We start from the raw sequence: 20,003 nt of genomic DNA, 5'->3' as shown, positions 1-20,003 counted from the left end.
CGGATGTCGGATGCCCCGAAGCCGGACGCTGGCCGCCAGCGCATCGTCCACGTCGAGCTGGTGGAACAGACGGCCATCCGCCGCCGGCCGGAGGTGGAGCATGAGCGGGCGGTGGCACTGTTCGACTTGGTGGAGGAAAACCAGCAGTTTCAGCTGGTGGACCATCCGGACGCCGGGCCCTATCGCCTGTTCCTGTCCATCGAGGACAACCGCATGGTCTTCGACCTGCGGGACGAGGGAGATGCGGAGGTTGACCGCATCACCCTGCCGCTGACGCCCCTGCGCACGGTCATCCGCGACTATTTCCTGATCTGCGAGGGCTATTACAAGGCCATCAAGACCGCCAGCCCGTCGCAGATCGAGGCCATCGACATGGGCCGGCGGGGCCTGCACAACGAGGGCTCCGACCTGTTGCGTGAGCGGCTGGCCGCCAAGGTGACCATGGACCACGGTACCGCCCGCCGCCTCTTCACCCTCATCTGCGTCCTGCATATCCGGGGCTGAGGGGAAAGATGGCGGAGCGCCCGGATCCTTTCGCCGCCTTCGCCCCTGCCGTGCACCCGGCCCAGATCACCAGCGTGCTGTTCGCCTGCACCCACAATTCCATCCGTTCCCCCATGGCGGCGGCGCTTTTGCGCCACCTGCACGGCCACCGCCTCTATGTCGACAGCGCCGGTGTGCGCGAGGGCGACCCCGACCCGTTCGCCGCCGCGGTGATGGAGGAAATGGGCATCGACATCAGCCGCCACCGCGCCAAGACCTTCGACCAGTTGGAGGACACCAGCTTCGACCTGGTGGTGTCGCTGTCGCCGGAGGCGCAGCACCGCGCCGTGGAGATGACCCGCACCACCGCCTGCGACGTGGAATTCTGGCACACCTTCGACCCCAGCTTCATCGAAGGCAACCGCGAGACCCGCCTGGCCGCCTACCGCCAGGTGCGCGACAGCCTGCTGGCCCGCATCAAACAGCGCTTCCCGTTGGGGCCTGTGCCGGTGTTGTAGCCCATCCGGCTGTGCTTGAAGGGAATGTTTCTCGCTCTAGTTCATCGTCCCGGGTCGCTCAGGGTAAATGCCCGAGTGTCCAAACAGCCTGTTTAGGGTTGGGAGGAAACGGATGAAAGCGAACTTCAATCGCATGTGGGCGGCGTTTCCCGACCATGCGACATATCCGACGTTGAAGGACCTTTACACTTGGCTGGGTGGCGCCGCCGCCAATAACATCAATGAGCCTGGCTTCGGTCCCAATGGAAATACCTGCGCCAGCCGGATGAGCGTGGCGCTGAATCAAAGTGGTGTCCCGATCCTTAGTTCCACTGCGATTGCAGCCGGTGCCCGCACCATTGGCACGGCCGATGGTTCCCGCATCATCTACGCGGTGTCGGACCTGCGCACGTATCTGCGGCATACGCTGGGTAAGCCATCTTTGGACAACACAAGTCCATTCGACGACGCTTTCCTTAACAAGCAGGGCATCATCGCCTTCAGCGTGAATTGGTCGAATGCTACGGGGCATATCGCGCTATGGAACGGCTCCAACTACCGTGAACCGAGCCACGACAATTACGCGGCTTACGTCGACCCGGTAAATACCAAGGTTAAGACATCAAAGGGCGAATTCTGGGAGTTGCCGTGACATGATGACCAAACACTATGGCCTGTTACTGGCGGCTGGTCTCCTCGGTTACACCTCCGTTGCCTTCGCCGCGGGGCGTAGTGAGGCGCAGCGGGACGTGGAGGGCTACGCCGTCGCCACCTGTTTGGTGGCTCAGGATCAGCCTTACCTGAAGGAGCAGGGCTATGGCTGGGGCGAGACTATCGTGCAAGGCAGAGGCCGTGATCCTGTGATGTTGGCGCCGGTCAGGGCGGCCGTTACGGCGGCCCTGGCCAAGGGCGACATGCCGGTGGCGCGGGATGAAGGCAACCCGCAGCAAGGCAAAGCCCTACCCGTTCTCTATTGCGGGGAGATCATCGACAAGCCGGGCGTGCGCGCCGCGATCACAAAGGTTCTGGCCAAGCTGGGTAATGGCCGGTGATGCTTAGCCCGGTCAGCGCCCATCCTTCCCATACCAGAACCGATCCGGCAGGGCCGCCGTTTCCGGGGACAGCAGCGGGTTGGGAATCTCGATGCGCCGTCGGCCCTCTAGATGGGCTTCGGTCAGCATCTGGCGGATGTAGGGGCTGTCGTTGAAGTATTTCAGGAAGCTGCCGTCCTCATAAGCTTTCAGCAGCCCCCTCTCGATGGCGGCGGCCAGGGCCTCGTTGGCTTTGCTGGTGTAGAAGAAGCTGTCGAAGGGATAGACCAGGACAAGGTCGTTTTCCACCGCCAGGTCGGGCACGTCGGGCGTGCGTTGGGCGACCTCGGCGAAGATCTCGTTGGCGCCGCGGGGGAAATAGTCGATGCGGTGCAGGCCCACCAGGCGGAACAGCAGGTCATAGCGGAAGGCCTCCACCGGCAATCCGGCGGCCTGCAGGATGTCGACATCGGGCCAGCCCAGGGCTTGGCCGGCGGTCAGGCGCCTTAGGTCGTCCAGGGTACGGACGGCGGAAAACTTGGCCTGCGCCGCCTTGTTGATGATGAACAGGCGATAGCCCAGCACCCCCCGGAACAGGGGGATGCGGATGGGCCGCAACTCCCGCTCCAGCTTGGCGGACATGCCGTTCCACAGCAGCGTCACCTCCGTTCCCTGTTGCAGGGCCACGGCGGCGCGCGCCTGCTCCATGACCGTGGCGCTGGGCCGGATGGTGTAGCGCGCACCCACCTTGTCCAGGGCCAGGCGCAGCAGGCCCAGGGGGTATTCGTCGCGGGGGTCGGTGGCGCTTTCCGTGGCGCGGGGATAGACGATGGTGAAGACCTCATCGTTCTGCACGCGCGCCGGGGGTGGGGAAGCGTCATCGGCGGGCGGCACGGCGTTGCCCGCCGCCCGCGTGTTCGTCGTCACCAAGGCCGTGCACAATAGTGCCGTGGCCACCCTTGTCCACCCCATCGAACCGTCCCCCGCAGGCCGCGCCGCATCCCCCCGGCGGCGGCGTGACCCCTGATCTTGCCTTATGGCGGCACCATTTGCGGCGCGTATTTTGACAAATGAAATCGTTCACAGGTGCCGGCGTCAGAAATCGTTGCGCGCCGTCTAAGCGCCGTGGCGCCGGCCGACACGGTATGGAACAATTACTGTCAGACCTTTCACAACCCGGCGGTGTCTGATGCGTTGGCTTGGCGTGGCGCTCGCGTGCCTGTTGGTTTCCGTTTCCTTGTCCGGTTCTAATGCCCATGCCCAGACGAAGCCGCCCGAAGCGCCGTCCCCGGGGGCCAAGCCCGCCACCGCCCCACCGCCCCTGATGCTTCAGCATCCCAGCCTGTCGGCCAGCCTGATCGCCTTCGATTACGGCGGGCAGATCTGGACCGTGCCGCGTGCGGGCGGACAGGCCACCCTGCTGGTGGCGGGGCAGGGGCAGAACAGCGGCCCTGTCTTTTCCCCCGACGGCAGCCTGGTTGCCTACACCGGAACCTATGACGGCAACACCGACGTCTATGTCGTGCCCGCCACCGGCGGCCAGCCGCAACGCCTGACTTGGCACCCCGGCCGCGACGTGGCGGTGGGCTGGACGCCGGACGGCAAGAACGTGCTGTTCCGCACGCCGCGCACCACGCCGCGCGACCTGGATCAGCTCTACACCATCCCCATCACCGGCGGGGCGGCCACCCAGCTGCCGCTGCCCTCCGGCTTCCAGGCCAGCTATTCCCCGGACGGCGGGCGCCTGGCCTACGTGCCGTTCTCGCAGTGGCAGCCGGCCTGGAAGCACTATCGCGGCGGCCAGACCTCGCGCGTGTGGATCGCCGCGCTGAGCGACAGCAGCGTGGTCAAGATCCCGCGCGACAACTCCAACGACCGCAATCCGCTGTGGGTGGGCGACACCGTCTATTTCCTGTCGGACCGCGAGGGGCCGGTAGCCCTCTACGCCTATGACGTCAAGACGGCCAAGGTCACGTCCGTTGTCCGTAATGAGAGGGGCTTCGACATCCAGTCGGCAGCGGCCGGCCCGGGCGGTATCGTCTATGACCAGTTCGGCACCCTGAACCTGTACGACACCACGACCCGCCAGGCGCATGCCGTGCCGGTGACCATCTCCGGCGAACTGCCGCAGACCCGGGCCCACCTGGAAACCCTGGACCCGGGCCAGATCCTGCACGCGGCCATTTCACCGACCGGCAAGCGGGTGCTGTTCGAGACGCACGGCGAGATCCTGTCCGTGCCGGCGGAAAAGGGCGATGTGCGCAACCTGACGCAAAGCCCCGGCGTGGCCGACCGCGACCCCGCCTGGTCGCCGGACGGCAAGACCGTGGCCTGGTTCTCCGACCAGGGTGGGGAGTACGCCCTGCACCTGCGCTCCGCCGACGGCCTGGGCCCGGTGAAGGTCATCGGCCTGGGCCAGCCGCCCAGCTATTTCTACGGCCCCCTCTGGTCCCCCGACAGCAAGAAGATCGCCTATACCGACAAGCGGCTGAACCTATGGGTCGTCGATTTGGACCACCCCACCCCGGTGAAGGTGGACACCGACCGCTATGACAGCCCGGCCAGCCAGCTGAACCCGGCCTGGTCGCCGGACAGCCGCTGGATCGCCTACGCCAAGCAGCTGCCCAACCACCTGCACGGCATCTTCGTCTACAGCCTGGCCGACAAGAAGGCGCAGATGGTGACGGACGGGCGCAGCAACGCCACCTCCCCGCGCTTCGATCGCGGCGGCAAGTACCTGTACTTCGTGGCCTTCACCAACAATGGCCTGGACCAGGGCTGGCTGGACATGTCCAGCATGGGCCGCGCCACCGACGGGCGCGTCTATGTCATGGTGCTGCGCCGCGACCTGCCCTCGCCCCTGGCGCCGGAGAGTGACGAGGAAGCGGCCGCCGACGGCAAGAAGTCCGGCCAGGATGAGGGCGACAAGAAAGGGGATGACAAGAAGGGCGATGGCAAGAAGGCCGCGGAGGTCCGCATCGACTTCGCCGGCCTGGACCAGCGCACCCTGGCCCTGCCCATCCCGCGCGTGAACCTGGCGGGCATCGAGGTCGGGACGGAGGGTATCGTCTTCGCCGCCGCCCAGCCGGTAGCCCTGACGGATGAGGATTACCTGGAGGGTGACGAGAACGGCCCGCCCAGCCTGGAGGTCGCGCGCTTCGACCTGAAGACGCGCAAGACCGACAAGTTCGTGGACGGCGTGGACGCCGGCAGCTTCTTCGTCTCTGCCGACGGGCGCAAGGTGCTGTACGCCCAGCACGGCCGCTGGTTCGTGAACGGTGCCGACAAGGCGCCCGACGCCGGGGCCGGCGCCCTGAAGCTGGACGAGATGCAGGTCTGGGTCGACCCCCGGGCCGAGTGGCGGCAGATGTACCACGAGGCTTGGCGCATCGAGCGCGACTTCCTCTACGATCCCAAGGCCCAGGGCCTGGATTTGGCGAAGGCCGAACAGGTCTACGCCCCCTTCCTGGAGGCGCTGGCCGGCCGCGTGGACCTTAACACCCTGTTCGCGGAGATGACCGGCCACATCGGCCTGGGCCATACCTTCGTGGGCGGTGGCGCCTTCCCCAAGCAGGACAAGGTCAGCGTCGGCCTGCTGGGCGCCGACTACCGCGTCGTGGCCGGCCGCTACCAGTTTGCCCGCATCCTGGAGGGGGAGAACTGGACGCCCGGCGCCCGGGCGCCGCTAACCCAGCCGGGTGTGAACGTCGCCGTGGGCGACCTGTTGCTGGCGGTCAATGGCAACGAGGTGAAGGCGGACCAGGAGGTCTACCGCTACTTCCTGGGCACGGCCGGCAAGCAGACAGTGCTGACCGTGGGTCCCAAGGCCGACGGCAGCGGGTCGCGCCAGGTCACGGTGGTGCCCTTGCCCTCGGAAACCAAGCTGCGCCTGCACACCTGGATGGAGGAGAACCGGCGCAAGGTTGACCAGCTGTCGGGCGGGCGCCTGGCCTATGTCTACCTGCCGGACACGGCGGCGGGCGGCTTCGCCAACTTCAATCGTTACTACTACTCGCAAGTGGGCAAGCAGGGCGCCATCGTGGATGAGCGCTTCAACCACGGCGGCCAGATCGCGGACTTCATCGTCGAACAGATGAAGAAGACGCCGCAGATGATCGACGCCACCCGCGAGGGGGAGGAGATGGTGGAGCCGGCGCAGGCCATCTACGGCCCCAAGGTCATGATCATCAACCAGATGTCGGGCTCCGGCGGCGACGCGCTGCCCTGGCTGTTCCGCAAGGCCAAGCTGGGCACCCTGGTGGGGGTGCGCACCTGGGGCGGCCTGGTGGGCATCGGCGGCTATCCCCCGCTGATGGACGGCGGCTCCATCACCGCGCCGCGCTGGGCGCTCTACGGCACCCATGGCGAGTGGGAGGTGGAGAACATCGGCATCCCGCCGGATGTGGAGGTGGAGCAGGACCCGGCCCTGGTGCGCCAGGGCCACGACCCGCAGCTGGAAAAGGCGGTGGCCGTGGCGCTGGACCAGCTGGCCAAGAACCCGCCGCAGACCTTCACCCGCCCGGCCTACCCGGACCGCAAGCCGGTGCTGCCGGAGACGGGTCGATAGGTTGGCGGTAACGGGCGCGGACCATCATCCGCGCCCGTTTCTCCGCTAAGTCTTTCAGACGGCCTCCGCCACCAGCCCATCGGGCGGATCCGTCCGGCTGGGCGCGGGGTCGGGGATACGCAGGCCGTGGGTGTGGGACAGCATGGCCTGGGCGATCTCCCGCTCGCCCATGATGACCAGGCTGGCGCCGTGCTGGCGCAGATGGTCCACGGCGGCGTCGGTGTGGGCGCGGGCGATGATGTCCAGCTGTGGGTTGCGCTTGCGCGCCTGGGCCACCACCTGCCCCGCCTCGAAGCTGTTGGGCACGGCCACGAACAGCCACCGCGCACCCTCCAGGTTGGCGGCGGCCAGCACGTCCGGCTGGGCCGCGTTGCCGGCAATCACCTCCTGCCCGGCGCCGCGCAGCTGTTCCAGGATGCCGGTGTCCTCTTCCACCACCAGCACGGGCGTGCCGTCCTGGCGCAGGGCCTCGCCGACCAGGCGGCCGACACGGCCATAGCCGATGATGATGGCGTGGTCGGCCAGGGCGGTCGGTTCGGGGGCCGTGAGGGTTTTGACCTTGGTCGGGGCCTCCGCCGTTTCCGCCTCGCCGGTGGTGGCCGCCGCCTTGCGCGGGCGGTGGGCAGCCAGGCGCTGCAGGCCAATGAACACCAGCGGGTTCAAAAGAATGGACAGAATGGCCCCCGCCAGGATCAGGCTCTGCCCCGTGGGCGGCAGCAGGCCCAGATCCACGCCGAACGCCGCCAGAATGAAGGAGAATTCGCCGATCTGCGCCAGGCCGCCGGCGATGGTCAGCGCCGTTGGGATGGTATGGCGGAAGGCGCGCACCAACACGTAGGCCGCCACCACCTTGCCCACCAGGATGATGGCCAGGGTGCCCAGCAGGGGCAGGGGGTGGTCGATCAGGATGTGCCAGTCGAACAGCATGCCCACCGACACGAAGAACAGCACGGCGAAGGCGTCGCGCAGGGGCAGCGATTCCTCTGCCGCCTCATGCGCCAGCGGGGATTCGGCCAGGGTCATGCCGGCGAAGAAGGCGCCCAGCGCGAAGGAAACGCCGAACAGCTCGGCCGCCCCGAAGGCCACGCCCAGCGCCACCGCCAGCACCGCCAGGCGGAACAGCTCGCGTGAGCCGGTCTGGGTGACGCGGTGCAGCACCCAGGGGATCAGCCGGCGCCCGCCCGCCAGCATCAGGGCGACGAACAGGGCCACCTTGCCCAGGGTCAGCGCCAGGGTCAGGGCCAACTGGGACAGGGGGGGCGAGCCCATGCCGCCCATCAGGTCGCCCAGCGCCGGCAGCAGCACCAGCGCCAGCACCATGGCCATATCCTCCACCACCAGCCAGCCGATGGCGATCTTGCCGCCCTGCGTCTCCATCAGGCGGCGTTCCTGCAGGGTACGCAGCAGCACCACCGTGCTGGCGACCGACAGGGCCAGGCCGAAGACCAGCCCCGCCCCCAGGCCCCAGCCCATCAGTCGGGCCAGGCCCATGCCCATCAGGGTGGCGACGCCGATCTGCGCCAGGGCGCCGGGAATGGCGATCAGCTTCACCGACATGAGATCGGACAGGGAGAAATGCAGGCCCACCCCGAACATCAGCAGGATGACGCCGATCTCCGCTAGCTGCGACGCCAGGTGCTGGTCGGCGACGAAGCCCGGCGTGAACGGGCCCAGGATGACCCCCGCCAGCAAATACCCCACCAGGGGCGAGATGCGCAGGCGGGTGGCGATGGCGCCCAGGACGAAGGCGCAGCCGAGGCCGCCGACGATGATGGCGATCAGGGGGGTCTCATGCACCATGGGCGGGGGGTGGCCTCCGGATATGGTTTTGGGGGCTTATGCCCCGGCTTCGCGGGGCACCCTAGCAGGCCGGGCCGTCCCATCCCACCCTACAACGGGCGGAATTCGCCTGGCGCTGCCATTTTATGGGCCGGAATGGAAACGGCAGTGACGGGGGGCACCGGGACCCCCGCGTCACTGCCGTTGTTCACGTCGTCATGGGCCCAGGCTTACGGACCCGAGCCGCGCCACGTTGTCGTCGGAATTGCGGTCGATCAGCTTGTTGTAGGGATCGACGCCGACGAACGCCGGCTTCCTGTCCACCACCAGCTCGATGGTCTGATCGCCGAAATGAAGCGGATGCTTGGCCAGGTGGATGACGTCGTGGTCACCGAAGGCCCCTTTCCCCGGCTCGGCGCTGAACAGGCCGATGTCGATGGGCATGGCGATGAAGGGAATGGGCGCCTCCTTGCCTTGGCCGTCCGCCTCGAATTTGGCGGCGCTGACGGTCACGCTGACCTTGTACCGGCCGTCGGGCAGGGCCTCGGCGTGCGAGGCCGTGACCTTCAGGTCATACAGGACGATCTTTTCCAGCATGTCGCTGATCAGGTCTGCCTGGTCCGGCGCCTCCGTCTTCAAGGCCGCCACCAGGTCGGTGGACAGGGCGTAGCGGTCGGTGCGAGCCCGGCTTTCCTTCAGCAGGCGGGCCAGCGCCCGGTTCACCGTCTCCTCGCCCAGGTAATCCTTGAGCGCGTACATGGCCAGCGAGCCTTTCTGGTAGTGGATGTAGGGCTGCCCCTCCACCCGCACCAGCGGCAGTTCCTCCAGATCCTCGCGCCCGCGCGCGCCCAGATAGCGGTCCAATTCGAATTTCAGGAACTTGCGGATCTGGTGGGGGCCGTATTCATGCTCCATCACCATCAGGGCGGTGTACTGCGCCAGGCTTTCCACCAGCAGGGTGCCGCCCTGGACGTTGGCGGCGATCAACTGGTGACCCCACCATTGATGGGCGACCTCGTGCGCCGTGACGTAGAACACCGGATCGATCTTGGTCTTGTCGCGCAGGTCGCTGACGAAGCCGATGCCCTCGGAATAGGGAACCGTGTTGGGGAAGCTCTGGGCGAAGCGGCTGTAGTCCGGGAACTCCAGCACCCGCAACTGCCGGTGCTGATAAGGGCCGAAGTTCTGGCTGGCGTACGTCAACGCCCGCTTCATGCCCAGCATCATGCGGTCCACGTTCCAGGCGTGGGGCTGATGGTAATACACCGCCAGGTCGACGGCGCGGCCGCCCTCGCCCCAGGTGTCGCGCGCCACGGTGTAGCGGGCCGACAGCCAGGATTCGAAATGGGCGATGGGGGTGTCGGTGCGATAGTGGAAATAGCGGCGGTCGCAGCCCATCGCATCCTTGGCCGTCCATTCCTTTTCCAGGTAGCCCGGTGCGATGGCGATCTGGTCCGGCACGGTGGAGATGGTGGTCTCGAAATCCACGAAGTCGGCGTCGGGCCCCAGGTCCGACACCGTCCATTGGCTCTGATCCTCCAGCTTGGCCATGCGGTCGATGGGTTCCAGCCCGTGCTTGCGGCGGCGGAACCGGTCCTGCAGCAGCCGGGCCTTGGTGAAGCCGATGACCGGCAGGGCGCGGCCATAGCCGATGAAGCTGCCGTTATCCACCACCATGGGGGCGCGGGCGTTGTTGGTGAAACCCGGGTGGCGCTGGCTGATGGTGAAGTCCAGTTGCCGGCGCTCCCCCGGCGCCAACGGCCGGTCCAGGGTGAAGATATAGTAGTTCAGCGCGTGGTCCTCGGTCGTCAGCCGCGCCCCCTCCAGCGACGCTTTCCCCAAGTCGATGCCGGTTGGCAGGACCATGTGCACCTGGGACAGGGGTGCCTGTGTGTGGTTCTCCAGGACATAGCGTCCGCGGGCGTCAAAGCCCTGGACGGCGGGATAAAGGTCCACATCCACCGACACGCTGGTGATGCGCGGCTGGGGCAGGGTCTCGTACTGGCGGTAGGCATGCTCGAAGGCCACGTCGCGGGCCTCGTCCCCGTCCCGGCTGTGGAAGGTGTTCAGGACGTGGGTGTTGTGGTGGATCCATACGCCGCTGGCGATGAAGGCCGCCAGCAACAGGCCGGCCAGGGCGCCGGTGGGCAGGGTCCACCCCGTCACCAGTGCCCGGCCCCGGTCGCGCCAGGTCAGGGTGCGGCTGCGCGGCCACATCAGATGGGTCAGCAGCAGCAACAGCACGGCCGCCGCCCCCCAATAGACGCTGAACCAGGTATGGCCCGCCAGGAAATGGCCATAGCCGTTCATATCGGACAGGTGCAGGTCCGGCGTGCCGCCGTACAGCAGCAGGTTGTCCTCCAGCCCCAGGCGCTGCGCCGTCGCCAGCAGGACGGTGTAGACCACCATGACCGCATAGCCGACGAACTTGTTGGGCGACAGCACCTGCGCGAACAGGGTCAACGCCGCCACGATCAGCATGTCGGGGAAGGCCATGCCCATCAGGGGCGTCAGGTACAGGCCGGGCTCGATGGCCACGGGTCCCCGGGCGATCTGCACCCCGACCGACGGCAGGATGGCGACCAGCCATAGGCCGGCCATGACCAGGGCCACCGTCAGGAACTTGGACAAGGTGAAGACCCAGCCGGGAGCCGGCGTGGCGCCCACGATGTCGGCCATGCCCGCCTGGCGTTCCCGCCACACCAGTTCACCCGTGTAATAGCTGGCGATGGCCAGCGGGGCGATGGTGAAGGTGCCCAGGATCAGCAACACCATGAGGCGGGTCACGGGATAGGTTTCCGTGCCGTACCATTTGTTCTGCAGCAGCAGCGACGCCGTCATGTTGATGGTGCTGAGCGCCAGCAGGATCCAGAAGCTGGGGCTGCGCAGCGTGGCGCCCACCTCGAACGCCAGGCGGCGGCGGAGCATCAGCCACGCCGCGCCCAAACCCAGGCGGGGCGGGACGGGCCGAAGCACGGCCGCTGGAAGGGCCGCGTCCGTGGCCGGTTTGGGCGTCGCGGGCGGGCGGGCCCCCTGCCGCAGGGCCCAGGCGTCCCCCGCCAGCCCGATGCCGAACAGCGCCAGGCCCACCCCGACCCATATCGCCCGGTTGGCCAGCAGGATGCCGGCCAGGGGCGGCAGCTGGGTATTGCGCTCCACCACCGTCCAATAGCGGGTGATGTTGGCGTAGGGCGACAGGCCGAAGGGGTCGAGATAACCGACCAGCGTGCGATAGCTGGGGTCGGACATGGCATTGCTGCTGACGGCATAGATGCCGATCAGGGCGATCATGACCACGTACGTCGCCATCTGGCGGCGGGTGAAGGCCGCCACGGCGAAGAACAGCGCGCCCGTGACCAGCATGTTGGGCACGCTGAACACGCCCAGCGCGTACAGGTAATCCAGCGGGCGGAAGGCGCCGAAATGCTCCGGATCCACCCACCAGGCCAGGCGTCCGACGATGACGCCCCACTGGCAGGAGGAGATGGCGATGGTGCAGGCGATGATGGCGCCCACCAGGCGCCCGCCCAGCAGCAGGGGACGGGGCACCGGGGTCGCGCCTACCATGCCCGCCATGCCCGTGTCGGCGTCGCGCAGCACCGGGTCGGTCAGGCCGCGCAGCACCATGGTCATGGCAAACAGGCTGAGGATGCCCGCGATCTGCAGCACGACGAAGGGGCTGTCCATGTGGACGCCGTTGCTGCGGCCGCCCACCTGTATCTGCTCCACCGTCGTGGCCAGGAAGGTGATGAGGAAGAAGATGAGGAAGTTGATGATCAACGCTGGTTGGCGCAGCTGATAGCGCAGCTCGAACCAGGCGATGCGGGCAATAAGGCACAGCGCGGCCATGGGGTGACCTGTCCGTTGCGGAAAAGGATAAGGGTGGCCAGGGGCCGGCGGCATCAGGCGGCCAGCACCGCAGGATGTCGCCGCTGGTGAAGGGCCGCGAAATAGACGTCCTCCAGATCACCCGGCACCGCCTCGAACCCGGCACCGGGGTCACTGTCGGCCAGGACATGCAGCACGCTGCGCCCGCCCACCAGTCGGGTGGCGATGACCTGGTAGGATTGGCGGTAGGCCTCAACCTCCACCTTTGCCACCACCTTGCGCCAGACGCGGCCGCGCATGCCCTCGATCAGGGCGGCGGGGTCGCCCTGGGCCACGATCTGCCCGCCCTCGATGATGGCCATGCGCGGGCACAGGTCGGCCACGTCGTCGACGATGTGGGTGGACAGGATGACCACCACATTCTCCCCGATCTCCGACAACAGGCCGTGGAAGCGGTTGCGCTCCTCCGGATCCAGGCCAGCGGTGGGCTCATCCACGATGATCAGGCGCGGGTCGCCCAGCAGGGCCTGGGCGATGCCGAAGCGCTGGCGCATGCCGCCGGAAAAGCCCGAGAGCGCCTTCTTGCGCACGTCGTACAGATTGGTCTGCTGCAGCAGGGCGGTGACCTGCTCCCGCCGTTCCGCCTTGTTGGACAGGCCCTTCAGCACGGCCAGGTGGTCCAGCATGTCCTCCGCCGAGACGCGGGGGTAGACGCCAAATTCCTGGGGCAGGTAACCCAGGGCTTGGCGCAGACGCTGGGGTTCCGCCAGCACGTCGACACCGTCGAAGGTGACGCGGCCGCCGGTCGGCTGCTGCAGGGTGGCGACGATGCGCATCAGCGTGGATTTGCCGGCGCCGTTGGGGCCCAGCAGGCCGAACATCCCCCGGGGAATGTCCAGGGTCAGCCCGCGCAGTGCCTGCACGCCGTTGGCATAGGTGTGCGTCAGACCGTCGATCTGCAGCATGGTTTCAGTATCCCCCGCGTTCATCCCTGCAAATCAGGGTGTTAGCGTCCATGGTATTGCAGGGGCGACGCAAATCAATGCCATTATGAGGTGATGGCAGGGGGCCAATTTCAGCTGCCACTTGTGCGCCGCCTTGGCTCAGGCGCCCGTTGCCAGATCGCCGGCCAATGGCGGGGCGGACGGTGGCGATGCCGCGGCCTTACGCCGCGTCCGCTTGCGCCGGGGCTTGGGCAGGGGCGTCTCGGGCGACGATATCTCGGGCGGCGCCACCGTCTGCAGCGCCGCCAAGGGCGGCGGGTCGATCGTCTTTTCGACGGGGGGCTCCGCTATCGGCGCCGGTTCCGGCAGGTCCGCCGGCCCGGTCGTCTCTTCGGCCGCTGCCGCGCCGGGCGCCTCCACCTTGGGCTGGTGGGCCTGCATCCAGGTGTAAATGATGGCCATCAGCACGAAGGCGGTGACCAGCAGGCCGCCGGCCAGCATGTGCACCGTGTCGCCCCGGCGCAGCAGGCTGAGGCCGAACAGAATGCCTGCGGCGCATTGTGCGGGCACCAGCAGGCGGGCGCCCAGGCGGCGCCACGGATAGATGCGGGCGCGGGCCAGGGCGGTCTGGAAGATATCACGCGCCATCCGCCCCACAGGGCGCAGATGGTGCGCCGGCCACTGCCGGGCGGATGCGGTTGCTGGCCGCAGACGGGCGTGGAGTCGGCGCAGCAGCGCCAGACCCGTCGCGCCCCAGGTTCGACCCAGGCGCAGGATGGCGTGACCGAACCGGCCGGTGACCGCGTTGCCTGCCGCGCTGATCCGCCAAACCAGCCGGCCCCCCCTGTCAAGGCCCTTGGCCAGCCTTTCCAGCACGCCCCAGCCTATGGCTGCAAGGCGGGCGGCCAGGCGCGACGGGGCGCCCGGGCCCCTGCGGGGCGGCGGGCCCAGCCGGGCCGGGGCGGCGGCCTGCCGCTCCATCACCCGCAGGGTGCGGGCCAGGCGCCAGGTCAGGCGGCTCGCCTGGTGATCCAGGACATAGCCCGCCCGTACGGCCAGGGCAATCCAGGCGCGGCGCAGGCGGGCGGACGCGCCGGTGCCGCGCGGGTCCCGCATGTGGCGGGCGGCGTTGTCCAGCGCACGGTCGCGCCAGTGGCGCAAGGTGCCGGCGGCGGCCTGCGGGCCGGTCAGGGTCAGGAACAAGGACAGGCGCTGCCCCCAGGCGCGGGTACGTCCGAACAGGGCGGCACCTGCACGGTGCCGAAGGGCGCGCAGCCAGATCAGGGCCAGGGTCCAGGCGATGGTCCCCCGCCGGCCCAGGCCGGCGCGGGCGCGGTAAAGGCAACGGGCCACGGGGCCGGCCGGCGGGTGTGCCGAAACCGCCGCCCCGGTTATGGCCGCGTCGACCGTCTGCGCGATCGCGGCCCCCTGATCCCTGCCGTCCCCCGACATGGCGCCCCCGCCTATCCCCGGGGTGGCGCCGCCCCTGGCGACCACCCAAGGGCACAGTCTGGCAGGTTCGCGGCAGCCCGCAAGGTGCTGCACCTATGCCGTTCGGACGGGCAACGCCGTCGCGCCCGGGGGGCCTTGAGTCCTATGGACAGGCGGGGGTCATAGCGCCAGGCCGAAGGCCAGGCGCAGGCCCTCATGCAGTTGCACGCCATAGCCGCCCAGCACGGCCAGCCGCTCGATCAGCACCAGGATCAGGGCGGAGAACAGCACCAGCCGCAGGGTCGCGCGCAGGCGCCGTTCCGGCTTCACCTTGGTCCACACCCGCAACAGGGCGGCCAGGAAACCCAGGCCCAGCAGAACCGCCGACACCCGCAGGCCCACGACCACGCCCAGCGTGCCGAACAGAGCGACCAGCGCCGCCATGCCCACCAGCACCAGGCGCAAGATCATGCCCCGGCCCCCGTTCACTTGGAAGGGCATCAGCGGGCGACCTTCACCAGGGCGTGGTTCTTCTTGCCGGACGACAGCTTGATGATGTCGCCGTCGGTGATGTCGGCGGCGGTGATCTTGGCCTGCTCATCGGCGATGCGGATGTCGTTGACCTTGGCGCCGCCGCCCTTGATCAGGCGCCGGGCCTCGCCGTTGCTGCCCGCCAGGCCGGAACGCAGCAGCAGGGCGTAGGCGGGAATGCCCTCCTCCAGTTCCGCCAGGCCCACGTCGATGCTGGGCAGGCCTTCTGAGGTCGCACCCTGCTCGAACGTCTGGCGGGCGGTCTCGGCGGCGGCGGCCCCCGCCTCTTCCCCGCGCATCAGGGCGGTGACGGCGTTGGCCAGGATCTTCTTGGCCTCGTTGATCTCGGCCCCCTGCAGGGCCTCCAGCCGCGCGATCTCATCCAGCGGCAGCTCGGTGAACAGCCGCAGGAAGCGGCCCACGTCCGCGTCTTCGGTGTTGCGCCAGTACTGCCAGAAGTCCCAGTCGCTCAGCCGCTCCGGATTCAGCCAGACGGCGCCGTTGGCGGTCTTGCCCATCTTGGCGCCGGACGCGGTGGTCAGCAGCGGGGCGGTCAGGCCGAATAGGGCCGCCTGCGACACGCGCCGGCCCAGCTCCACGCCGTTGACGATGTTGCCCCACTGGTCCGACCCGCCGCACTGCAGCTGGCAGCCAAAGCGGCGGTTCAGCTCCACGAAGTCGTAGGCCTGGAGGATCATGTAGTTGAATTCCAGGAAGGTCAGCGGCTGTTCCCGGTCCAGCCGCGTCTTCACGGAATCGAAGGTCAGCATGCGGTTGATGGTGAAGTGGCGGCCCACGTCGCGCAGGAAGGGGATGTAGGCCAGCTCATCCAGCCAATCGGCGTTGTTGGCCAGGATGGCGCCGTTGGGCCCGTCGTTGAAATCCAGCAGCCGATCCATGGGCTTGCGGATGCCCAGAATGTTCTGGGCGATGGCGTCGTTGGTCAGCAGCTGGCGGGATTCATCCTTGCCCGAGGGGTCGCCGATCTTGGTGGTGCCGCCGCCCATCAGCGCGATGGGCCGGTTCCCCGTCCGCTGCAGCCAGCGCAGGATCATGATCTGCACCAGGCTGCCCACGTGCAGACTGTCCGCCGTCGCGTCGAAGCCGATATAGCCCGTCACCGGCCCGGCCAGGAAGGCGGCGTCCAGCGCCTCCATATCGGTGCACTGGTGGAAGAACCCGCGCTCCGTCATGACGCGCAGGAACTCGGACTTGGGGGCGTAGGGGGACGCGCTGTTCATGGATGAACTCTGCCAGCTGGGAAACGTCTGTCGAAAAGGAAGACGTCTGTTATCACATCCCCCATTCCTATAAAACGCCGGCCCGTAAAGCCAGCCGGGTTCTTCGTCGGGAATGGGTGTCGGCACCGCGTGTGTCGGTGTCGCACCCTTGATCAGGCCGCCCGGCTGCCTTCCAGCCGGCGCAACGCTTCCGTGTCGCGCCGGGGCGGCGCGCCGAACATGCGGGCGTATTCGCGGCTGAACTGCGACGGGCTTTCGTATCCGACCTGGAAGGCCGCGTCCTCGACGTTGGCCGCGCCCGAGACCATCAGGCGCCGCGCCTCCAGCAGGCGCAGCCGCTTTTGGTACTGCAGCGGCGTCATGGAGGTCAGGGCCTTGAAATGCCGGTGAAAGGCGGAGGGGCTGAGCTGGGCGACGGCCGCCAGCTCGTCCACCCGGATGGCGTCGGTGTAGCGCGCCCGCAGCATGTGGATGGCGTTGATGACACGCTGGGTGTGGTTCTGGGCCAAGGTCATGCGCGCGACCTCCGCGCCATGCGGGCCGCTCAGCAGCCAGTAGCAGATCTCGCGCATGATGGTGGGATACAGCACCGGAATGGCCTGGGGCCGGTCCAGCAGGCGCACGGCGCGCAGGGCGCAGTCGGCCAGGGGGCCGTCGAAGTCGGTGACGAAGACGCCGGGCCCGGTGGCGTCGCTGACGGGCAGGGGATTGTCCAGCCCCTCCCACACCTCACGCAGGATGCCCAGGTCCAGCTGGATGACGATGCCCAGGTAGGGCTTGTCCGGGCTGGCCTCGCTGACCTGGCCGGAGGCCGGCATCTCCACATTGACCATCAGGGCCTGTCCGGCACGGTAATGATAGCGCCGGTCGCCGAAGGCCGTCCATTTGGCGCCCTGAACCACCAGGCACAGGGCCGGCTTGTGGATGATGTGCGAAGGCGGCTTCTGCTGGTTGGTGCGCATGACGATGAAGCCGTCGATGGCGGTGGGATAGGGGCTGGTTCCGCTTTGCGCGTCCGTATAGCGGGTCACCGCCTCAACCAGGGCGTCCAACATGTCCCATACTCTCGCTTGGCGCCCCGCTTGGGGGCCGTTGCGTCAGGAAGTGGGAAGCCGAGCAGGATCAGGCAAGAACTAGCGGGGTTCCGGCATTCAAGCGAAACGGGCCGGCGCCTATCTTCCAGGTCAACACCCATTCGCACGGAGATGAGCGATGACCTTGGAAAATTCAGTGGTGTCAAAGGGCAAGGTGGCGATCGTGACGGGTGGCAGCCGTGGCCTGGGCCGCAGTACCGTCCTGGCCCTGGCCCGCGACGGCATGGACGTGATCTTCACCTATCACGCCAATGGGGCTGAGGCGGACAAGGTGGTGGCGGCGGTCGAAGGGCTGGGCGCCAAGGCGGCGGCCCTGCGGCTCGACACCGGTGCGCCCGTCACCTTCGGCAGCTTCGTCGACCAGGTGCGGGCCCTGCTGGCGGACTGGGGCGTGGAGCGCTTTGATTTCCTGGTGAACAACGCCGGCACCTCGCACCACAACGCCATCGCCACGACGACGGAAGCGGAGCTGGACACCCTCTACAACGTGCATTTCAAGGGCGTGTTCTTCCTGACCCAGGCGCTGTTGCCCCTCATGAACGACGGCGGCCGCATCGTGAATGTTTCCACCGGCCTGACCCGCGTCTGTGTTCCCGGCAGCGCCGCCTACGCCGCCATGAAGGGAGCGGTCGAGGTTCTGACGCGCTATCTGGCCAAGGAATTGGGCGAGCGCCGCATCGCCGCCAACACGGTCGCCCCCGGCGCCGTCATGACCGATTTCAGCGGCGGCATCGTCCGCGACAATCCCGAGGTCAACAAGCGGGTGTCGGATATGACCGCCCTGGGCCGTCCCGGTTTGCCCGAGGACATCGGTCCCATGATCGCCGGCCTGCTGACCGAGGCCAACCGCTGGGTCAACGGCCAGCGCATCGAGGTGTCGGGCGGCATGGTGCTGTGAGGCGGAAGGCCTCAATCGCCGGCCATGGGCACGCGGGCCTCTTCGGCGATGGCCTGGTTCAGGCGGTCGATCAGGGCGCTGGCGGTCGACTGGGTGCACATGACGCGGCCCGGCTGGCTGGGGCCGGCGTCGGGCGTGGGGATGATCCGCAGGTCCGCCGGGGAGATGTGCCGTTCCGCCAGCATGCGGTCCAACGCCAGGCGGTTGATAAGGGCGAAGTCGATGCGGCCCTTGGCCACCATGGCCACCAGGGTGCTCTGGCCGCCGCGCACCCGCTCCCGGTTGGGGGCGTCGGGCGTGGGGGCAGCCCCTGGTTGGCCGGCCCCTGGTTGGTCAGCCCCTGGTTGGTGAGGGCGCCCCGGCTGGACGTAGCGTTCGTCCGCCCATGACCCGTCGGAAAAGCCGAAGACCAGGTCCGGGCGGGTCAGCAGGTCCGCCAGCGTCGGGTTGGTGCCGATGCGCGGGTCGCTCGCCCGGACCAGCAGCACCCAATCCGGTGCCGGCCCCAACGGATCGGTGAATTTGAAACGGCGGGCCCGGTCGGGCGTCAACGCCCAGTTCAGAGTGCACAGGGGCTGGCGGCCGGAGTCCAGGTCGTTCAGCAGCCGTCGCCGGGTCCACGGCTCCTGCCACACCAGGGTCAGGCCGGCGCGGGCCGCCACCCGGTTCATGGTGTCGACCAGGGGGCCGTAGGGCTGCTGCGTTTCGCGGTTCCAGTTCAGCACGGGCGGCTGCTCCGCGAAGACCATCACCAGCGTGGGGTTGGGTGGGGGCGCGTCATCGATGACCGCGCGCGCCGGCGGCGGATAGCCCAGCGCCATGCCGCATGATATCAGGACCGCCACCCGGAAAACGGCCGCCAGGGCACGTCGTCCGGGCCGGGTGCGTACTCGGGAAAACGCTGGTCCGTTTCTATTCGGCGGCAAGCGTCTTGCCCAGATTGTTGTCCAGGTAGGTGCCCACGACCTCATTCAACGCGTCGGACCGGTCGTTGAAGAAGTGGTTGGCGCCCTCGACCTTCTTGAAGTCGATCTTGATGTCGCGCTGGTTGGACAGCTTGTTGACCAGCTTGGTCACCGCCGCGTCCGGCACCAATTCATCCTTGTCGCCGTGGACGATCAGGCCGGAGGAGGGGCAGGGCGCCAGGAAGCTGAAGTCGAACATGTTGGCGGGCGGGGCCACCGACACGAATCCGTCGATCTCCGGCCGGCGCATCAGCAGCTGCATGCCGATCCAGGCGCCGAAGGAGAAGCCGCCGATCCAGCAGGCCGTGGCGTTGGGATTGTAGGTCTGCAGCCAATCCAGCGCCGACGCGGCGTCCGACAGCTCGCCCTCGCCCCGGTCATAGGTACCCTGGCTGCGGCCGACGCCACGGAAGTTGAAGCGCAGGCAAGAGAAGCCGCGCTGCGCGAAGGCGTGGAACAGGGTGTAGACCACCTTGTTGTTCATGGTCCCGCCGTACTGCGGGTGCGGATGCAGCAGCAGGGCGATGGGGGCGTTGGTCGACTTGCCGTGAAGGTAGCGCCCCTCGATCCGGCCGGCCGGTCCATTGATGATGACTTCAGGCATCGTGCTCCGTTTCCGCTGCTGTATGGAACGTGGTACCCGTACCGTTGGAACCTGCACGGGGGGAAAACAGCCACATCAAGGCCCGTGGCGCTGGCATCGCTTGACCCCGC

16 protein-coding genes are annotated in these 20,003 nt (G+C 67.9%); 6 read left to right on the top strand and 10 right to left on the bottom strand.

The annotated features are described in order from the left end of the window. The first annotated feature begins 3 nt into the window (after window positions 1-3). The 4 genes from FBZ87_RS02085 to FBZ87_RS02070 all read left to right on the top strand — a co-directional run bounded on the left by FBZ87_RS02085 (window position 4) and on the right by FBZ87_RS02070 (window position 2,032). Complete coding sequence (locus FBZ87_RS02085; protein ID WP_004272608.1) at window positions 4-504, top strand: UPF0262 family protein; 501 nt, start codon at window positions 4-6, stop codon at window positions 502-504. An 8-nt stretch (window positions 505-512) separates the two neighbouring features. After that, window positions 513-1,001 (top strand): arsenate-mycothiol transferase ArsC, encoded by a 489-nt coding sequence (locus FBZ87_RS02080; protein ID WP_004272607.1) that lies wholly within the window; start codon window positions 513-515, stop codon window positions 999-1,001. 112 nt (window positions 1,002-1,113) lie between these two features. Beyond that, the gene (locus FBZ87_RS02075) at window positions 1,114-1,632 is read left to right on the top strand and encodes a T6SS effector amidase Tae4 family protein (RefSeq protein ID WP_186454520.1); all 519 of its coding nucleotides are present in this window, start codon (window positions 1,114-1,116) and stop codon (window positions 1,630-1,632) included. 1 nt (window position 1,633) lies between these two features. Further along, window positions 1,634-2,032 (top strand): hypothetical protein, encoded by a 399-nt coding sequence (locus tag FBZ87_RS02070; protein WP_145608715.1) that lies wholly within the window; start codon window positions 1,634-1,636, stop codon window positions 2,030-2,032. Between the two features lie 12 nt (window positions 2,033-2,044). On the opposite strand, the gene FBZ87_RS02065 is transcribed toward FBZ87_RS02070, so the two are convergent. Next, the gene (locus FBZ87_RS02065; RefSeq protein ID WP_145608714.1) at window positions 2,045-2,938 is read right to left on the bottom strand and encodes an amino acid ABC transporter substrate-binding protein; all 894 of its coding nucleotides are present in this window, start codon (window positions 2,936-2,938) and stop codon (window positions 2,045-2,047) included. A gap of 310 nt (window positions 2,939-3,248) precedes the next feature. Between FBZ87_RS02065 and FBZ87_RS02060 the strand changes: the two genes are divergently transcribed. After that, window positions 3,249-6,578 (top strand): S41 family peptidase, encoded by a 3,330-nt coding sequence (locus FBZ87_RS02060; protein WP_246134187.1) that lies wholly within the window; start codon window positions 3,249-3,251, stop codon window positions 6,576-6,578. 54 nt (window positions 6,579-6,632) lie between these two features. Here the strand turns inward: FBZ87_RS02060 and ybaL are convergent, their stop codons facing one another. From ybaL to FBZ87_RS02025, 7 genes are all read right to left on the bottom strand, one after another. Further along, the gene (gene ybaL, locus FBZ87_RS02055) at window positions 6,633-8,378 is read right to left on the bottom strand and encodes a YbaL family putative K(+) efflux transporter (RefSeq protein WP_145608712.1); all 1,746 of its coding nucleotides are present in this window, start codon (window positions 8,376-8,378) and stop codon (window positions 6,633-6,635) included. Window positions 8,379-8,573: 195 nt separating this feature from the next. Further along, entirely contained in the window at window positions 8,574-12,206 is a 3,633-nt protein-coding gene (locus FBZ87_RS02050) for an ABC transporter permease/M1 family aminopeptidase (RefSeq protein ID WP_246134186.1), read from the bottom strand. A gap of 53 nt (window positions 12,207-12,259) precedes the next feature. Beyond that, window positions 12,260-13,150, bottom strand: coding sequence for an ABC transporter ATP-binding protein (locus tag FBZ87_RS02045; RefSeq protein WP_145608711.1), 891 nt, complete (start codon window positions 13,148-13,150; stop codon window positions 12,260-12,262). Between the two features lie 138 nt (window positions 13,151-13,288). Further along, a complete protein-coding gene (locus tag FBZ87_RS02040) occupies window positions 13,289-14,482 on the bottom strand; it encodes a hypothetical protein (protein ID WP_145608710.1) in 1,194 nt (397 codons plus the stop codon). Between the two features lie 258 nt (window positions 14,483-14,740). Further along, window positions 14,741-15,031 (bottom strand): hypothetical protein, encoded by a 291-nt coding sequence (locus FBZ87_RS02035; protein WP_145608709.1) that lies wholly within the window; start codon window positions 15,029-15,031, stop codon window positions 14,741-14,743. A gap of 29 nt (window positions 15,032-15,060) precedes the next feature. Next, window positions 15,061-16,332 (bottom strand): tyrosine--tRNA ligase, encoded by a 1,272-nt coding sequence (tyrS, locus tag FBZ87_RS02030; RefSeq protein WP_145608708.1) that lies wholly within the window; start codon window positions 16,330-16,332, stop codon window positions 15,061-15,063. A gap of 152 nt (window positions 16,333-16,484) precedes the next feature. After that, complete coding sequence (locus FBZ87_RS02025) at window positions 16,485-17,387, bottom strand: AraC family transcriptional regulator (protein ID WP_145608707.1); 903 nt, start codon at window positions 17,385-17,387, stop codon at window positions 16,485-16,487. A 157-nt stretch (window positions 17,388-17,544) separates the two neighbouring features. On the opposite strand from FBZ87_RS02025, the gene FBZ87_RS02020 reads away from it, so the two are divergent. Then, on the top strand, window positions 17,545-18,324 hold the full coding sequence (locus FBZ87_RS02020; RefSeq protein WP_145608706.1) for an SDR family NAD(P)-dependent oxidoreductase: 780 nt from the start codon (window positions 17,545-17,547) through the stop codon (window positions 18,322-18,324). 11 nt (window positions 18,325-18,335) lie between these two features. Here FBZ87_RS02020 and FBZ87_RS02015 read toward each other — a convergent pair whose 3' ends face one another. Both FBZ87_RS02015 and FBZ87_RS02010 read right to left on the bottom strand, forming a co-directional pair. After that, complete coding sequence (locus tag FBZ87_RS02015) at window positions 18,336-19,145, bottom strand: substrate-binding periplasmic protein (RefSeq protein WP_186454519.1); 810 nt, start codon at window positions 19,143-19,145, stop codon at window positions 18,336-18,338. Between the two features lie 91 nt (window positions 19,146-19,236). After that, entirely contained in the window at window positions 19,237-19,893 is a 657-nt protein-coding gene (locus FBZ87_RS02010) for an alpha/beta hydrolase (RefSeq protein WP_145608704.1), read from the bottom strand. Between the last annotated feature and the right edge of the window lie 110 nt (window positions 19,894-20,003).

Origin of the sequence: Nitrospirillum amazonense, from assembly GCF_007828035.1 — a bacterium.
Classification (GTDB): Bacteria; Pseudomonadota; Alphaproteobacteria; order Azospirillales; family Azospirillaceae; genus Nitrospirillum; species Nitrospirillum amazonense.
Note: the sequence above shows the minus strand (reverse complement) of the source record. Positions and strands in the feature narration are given on the sequence as shown.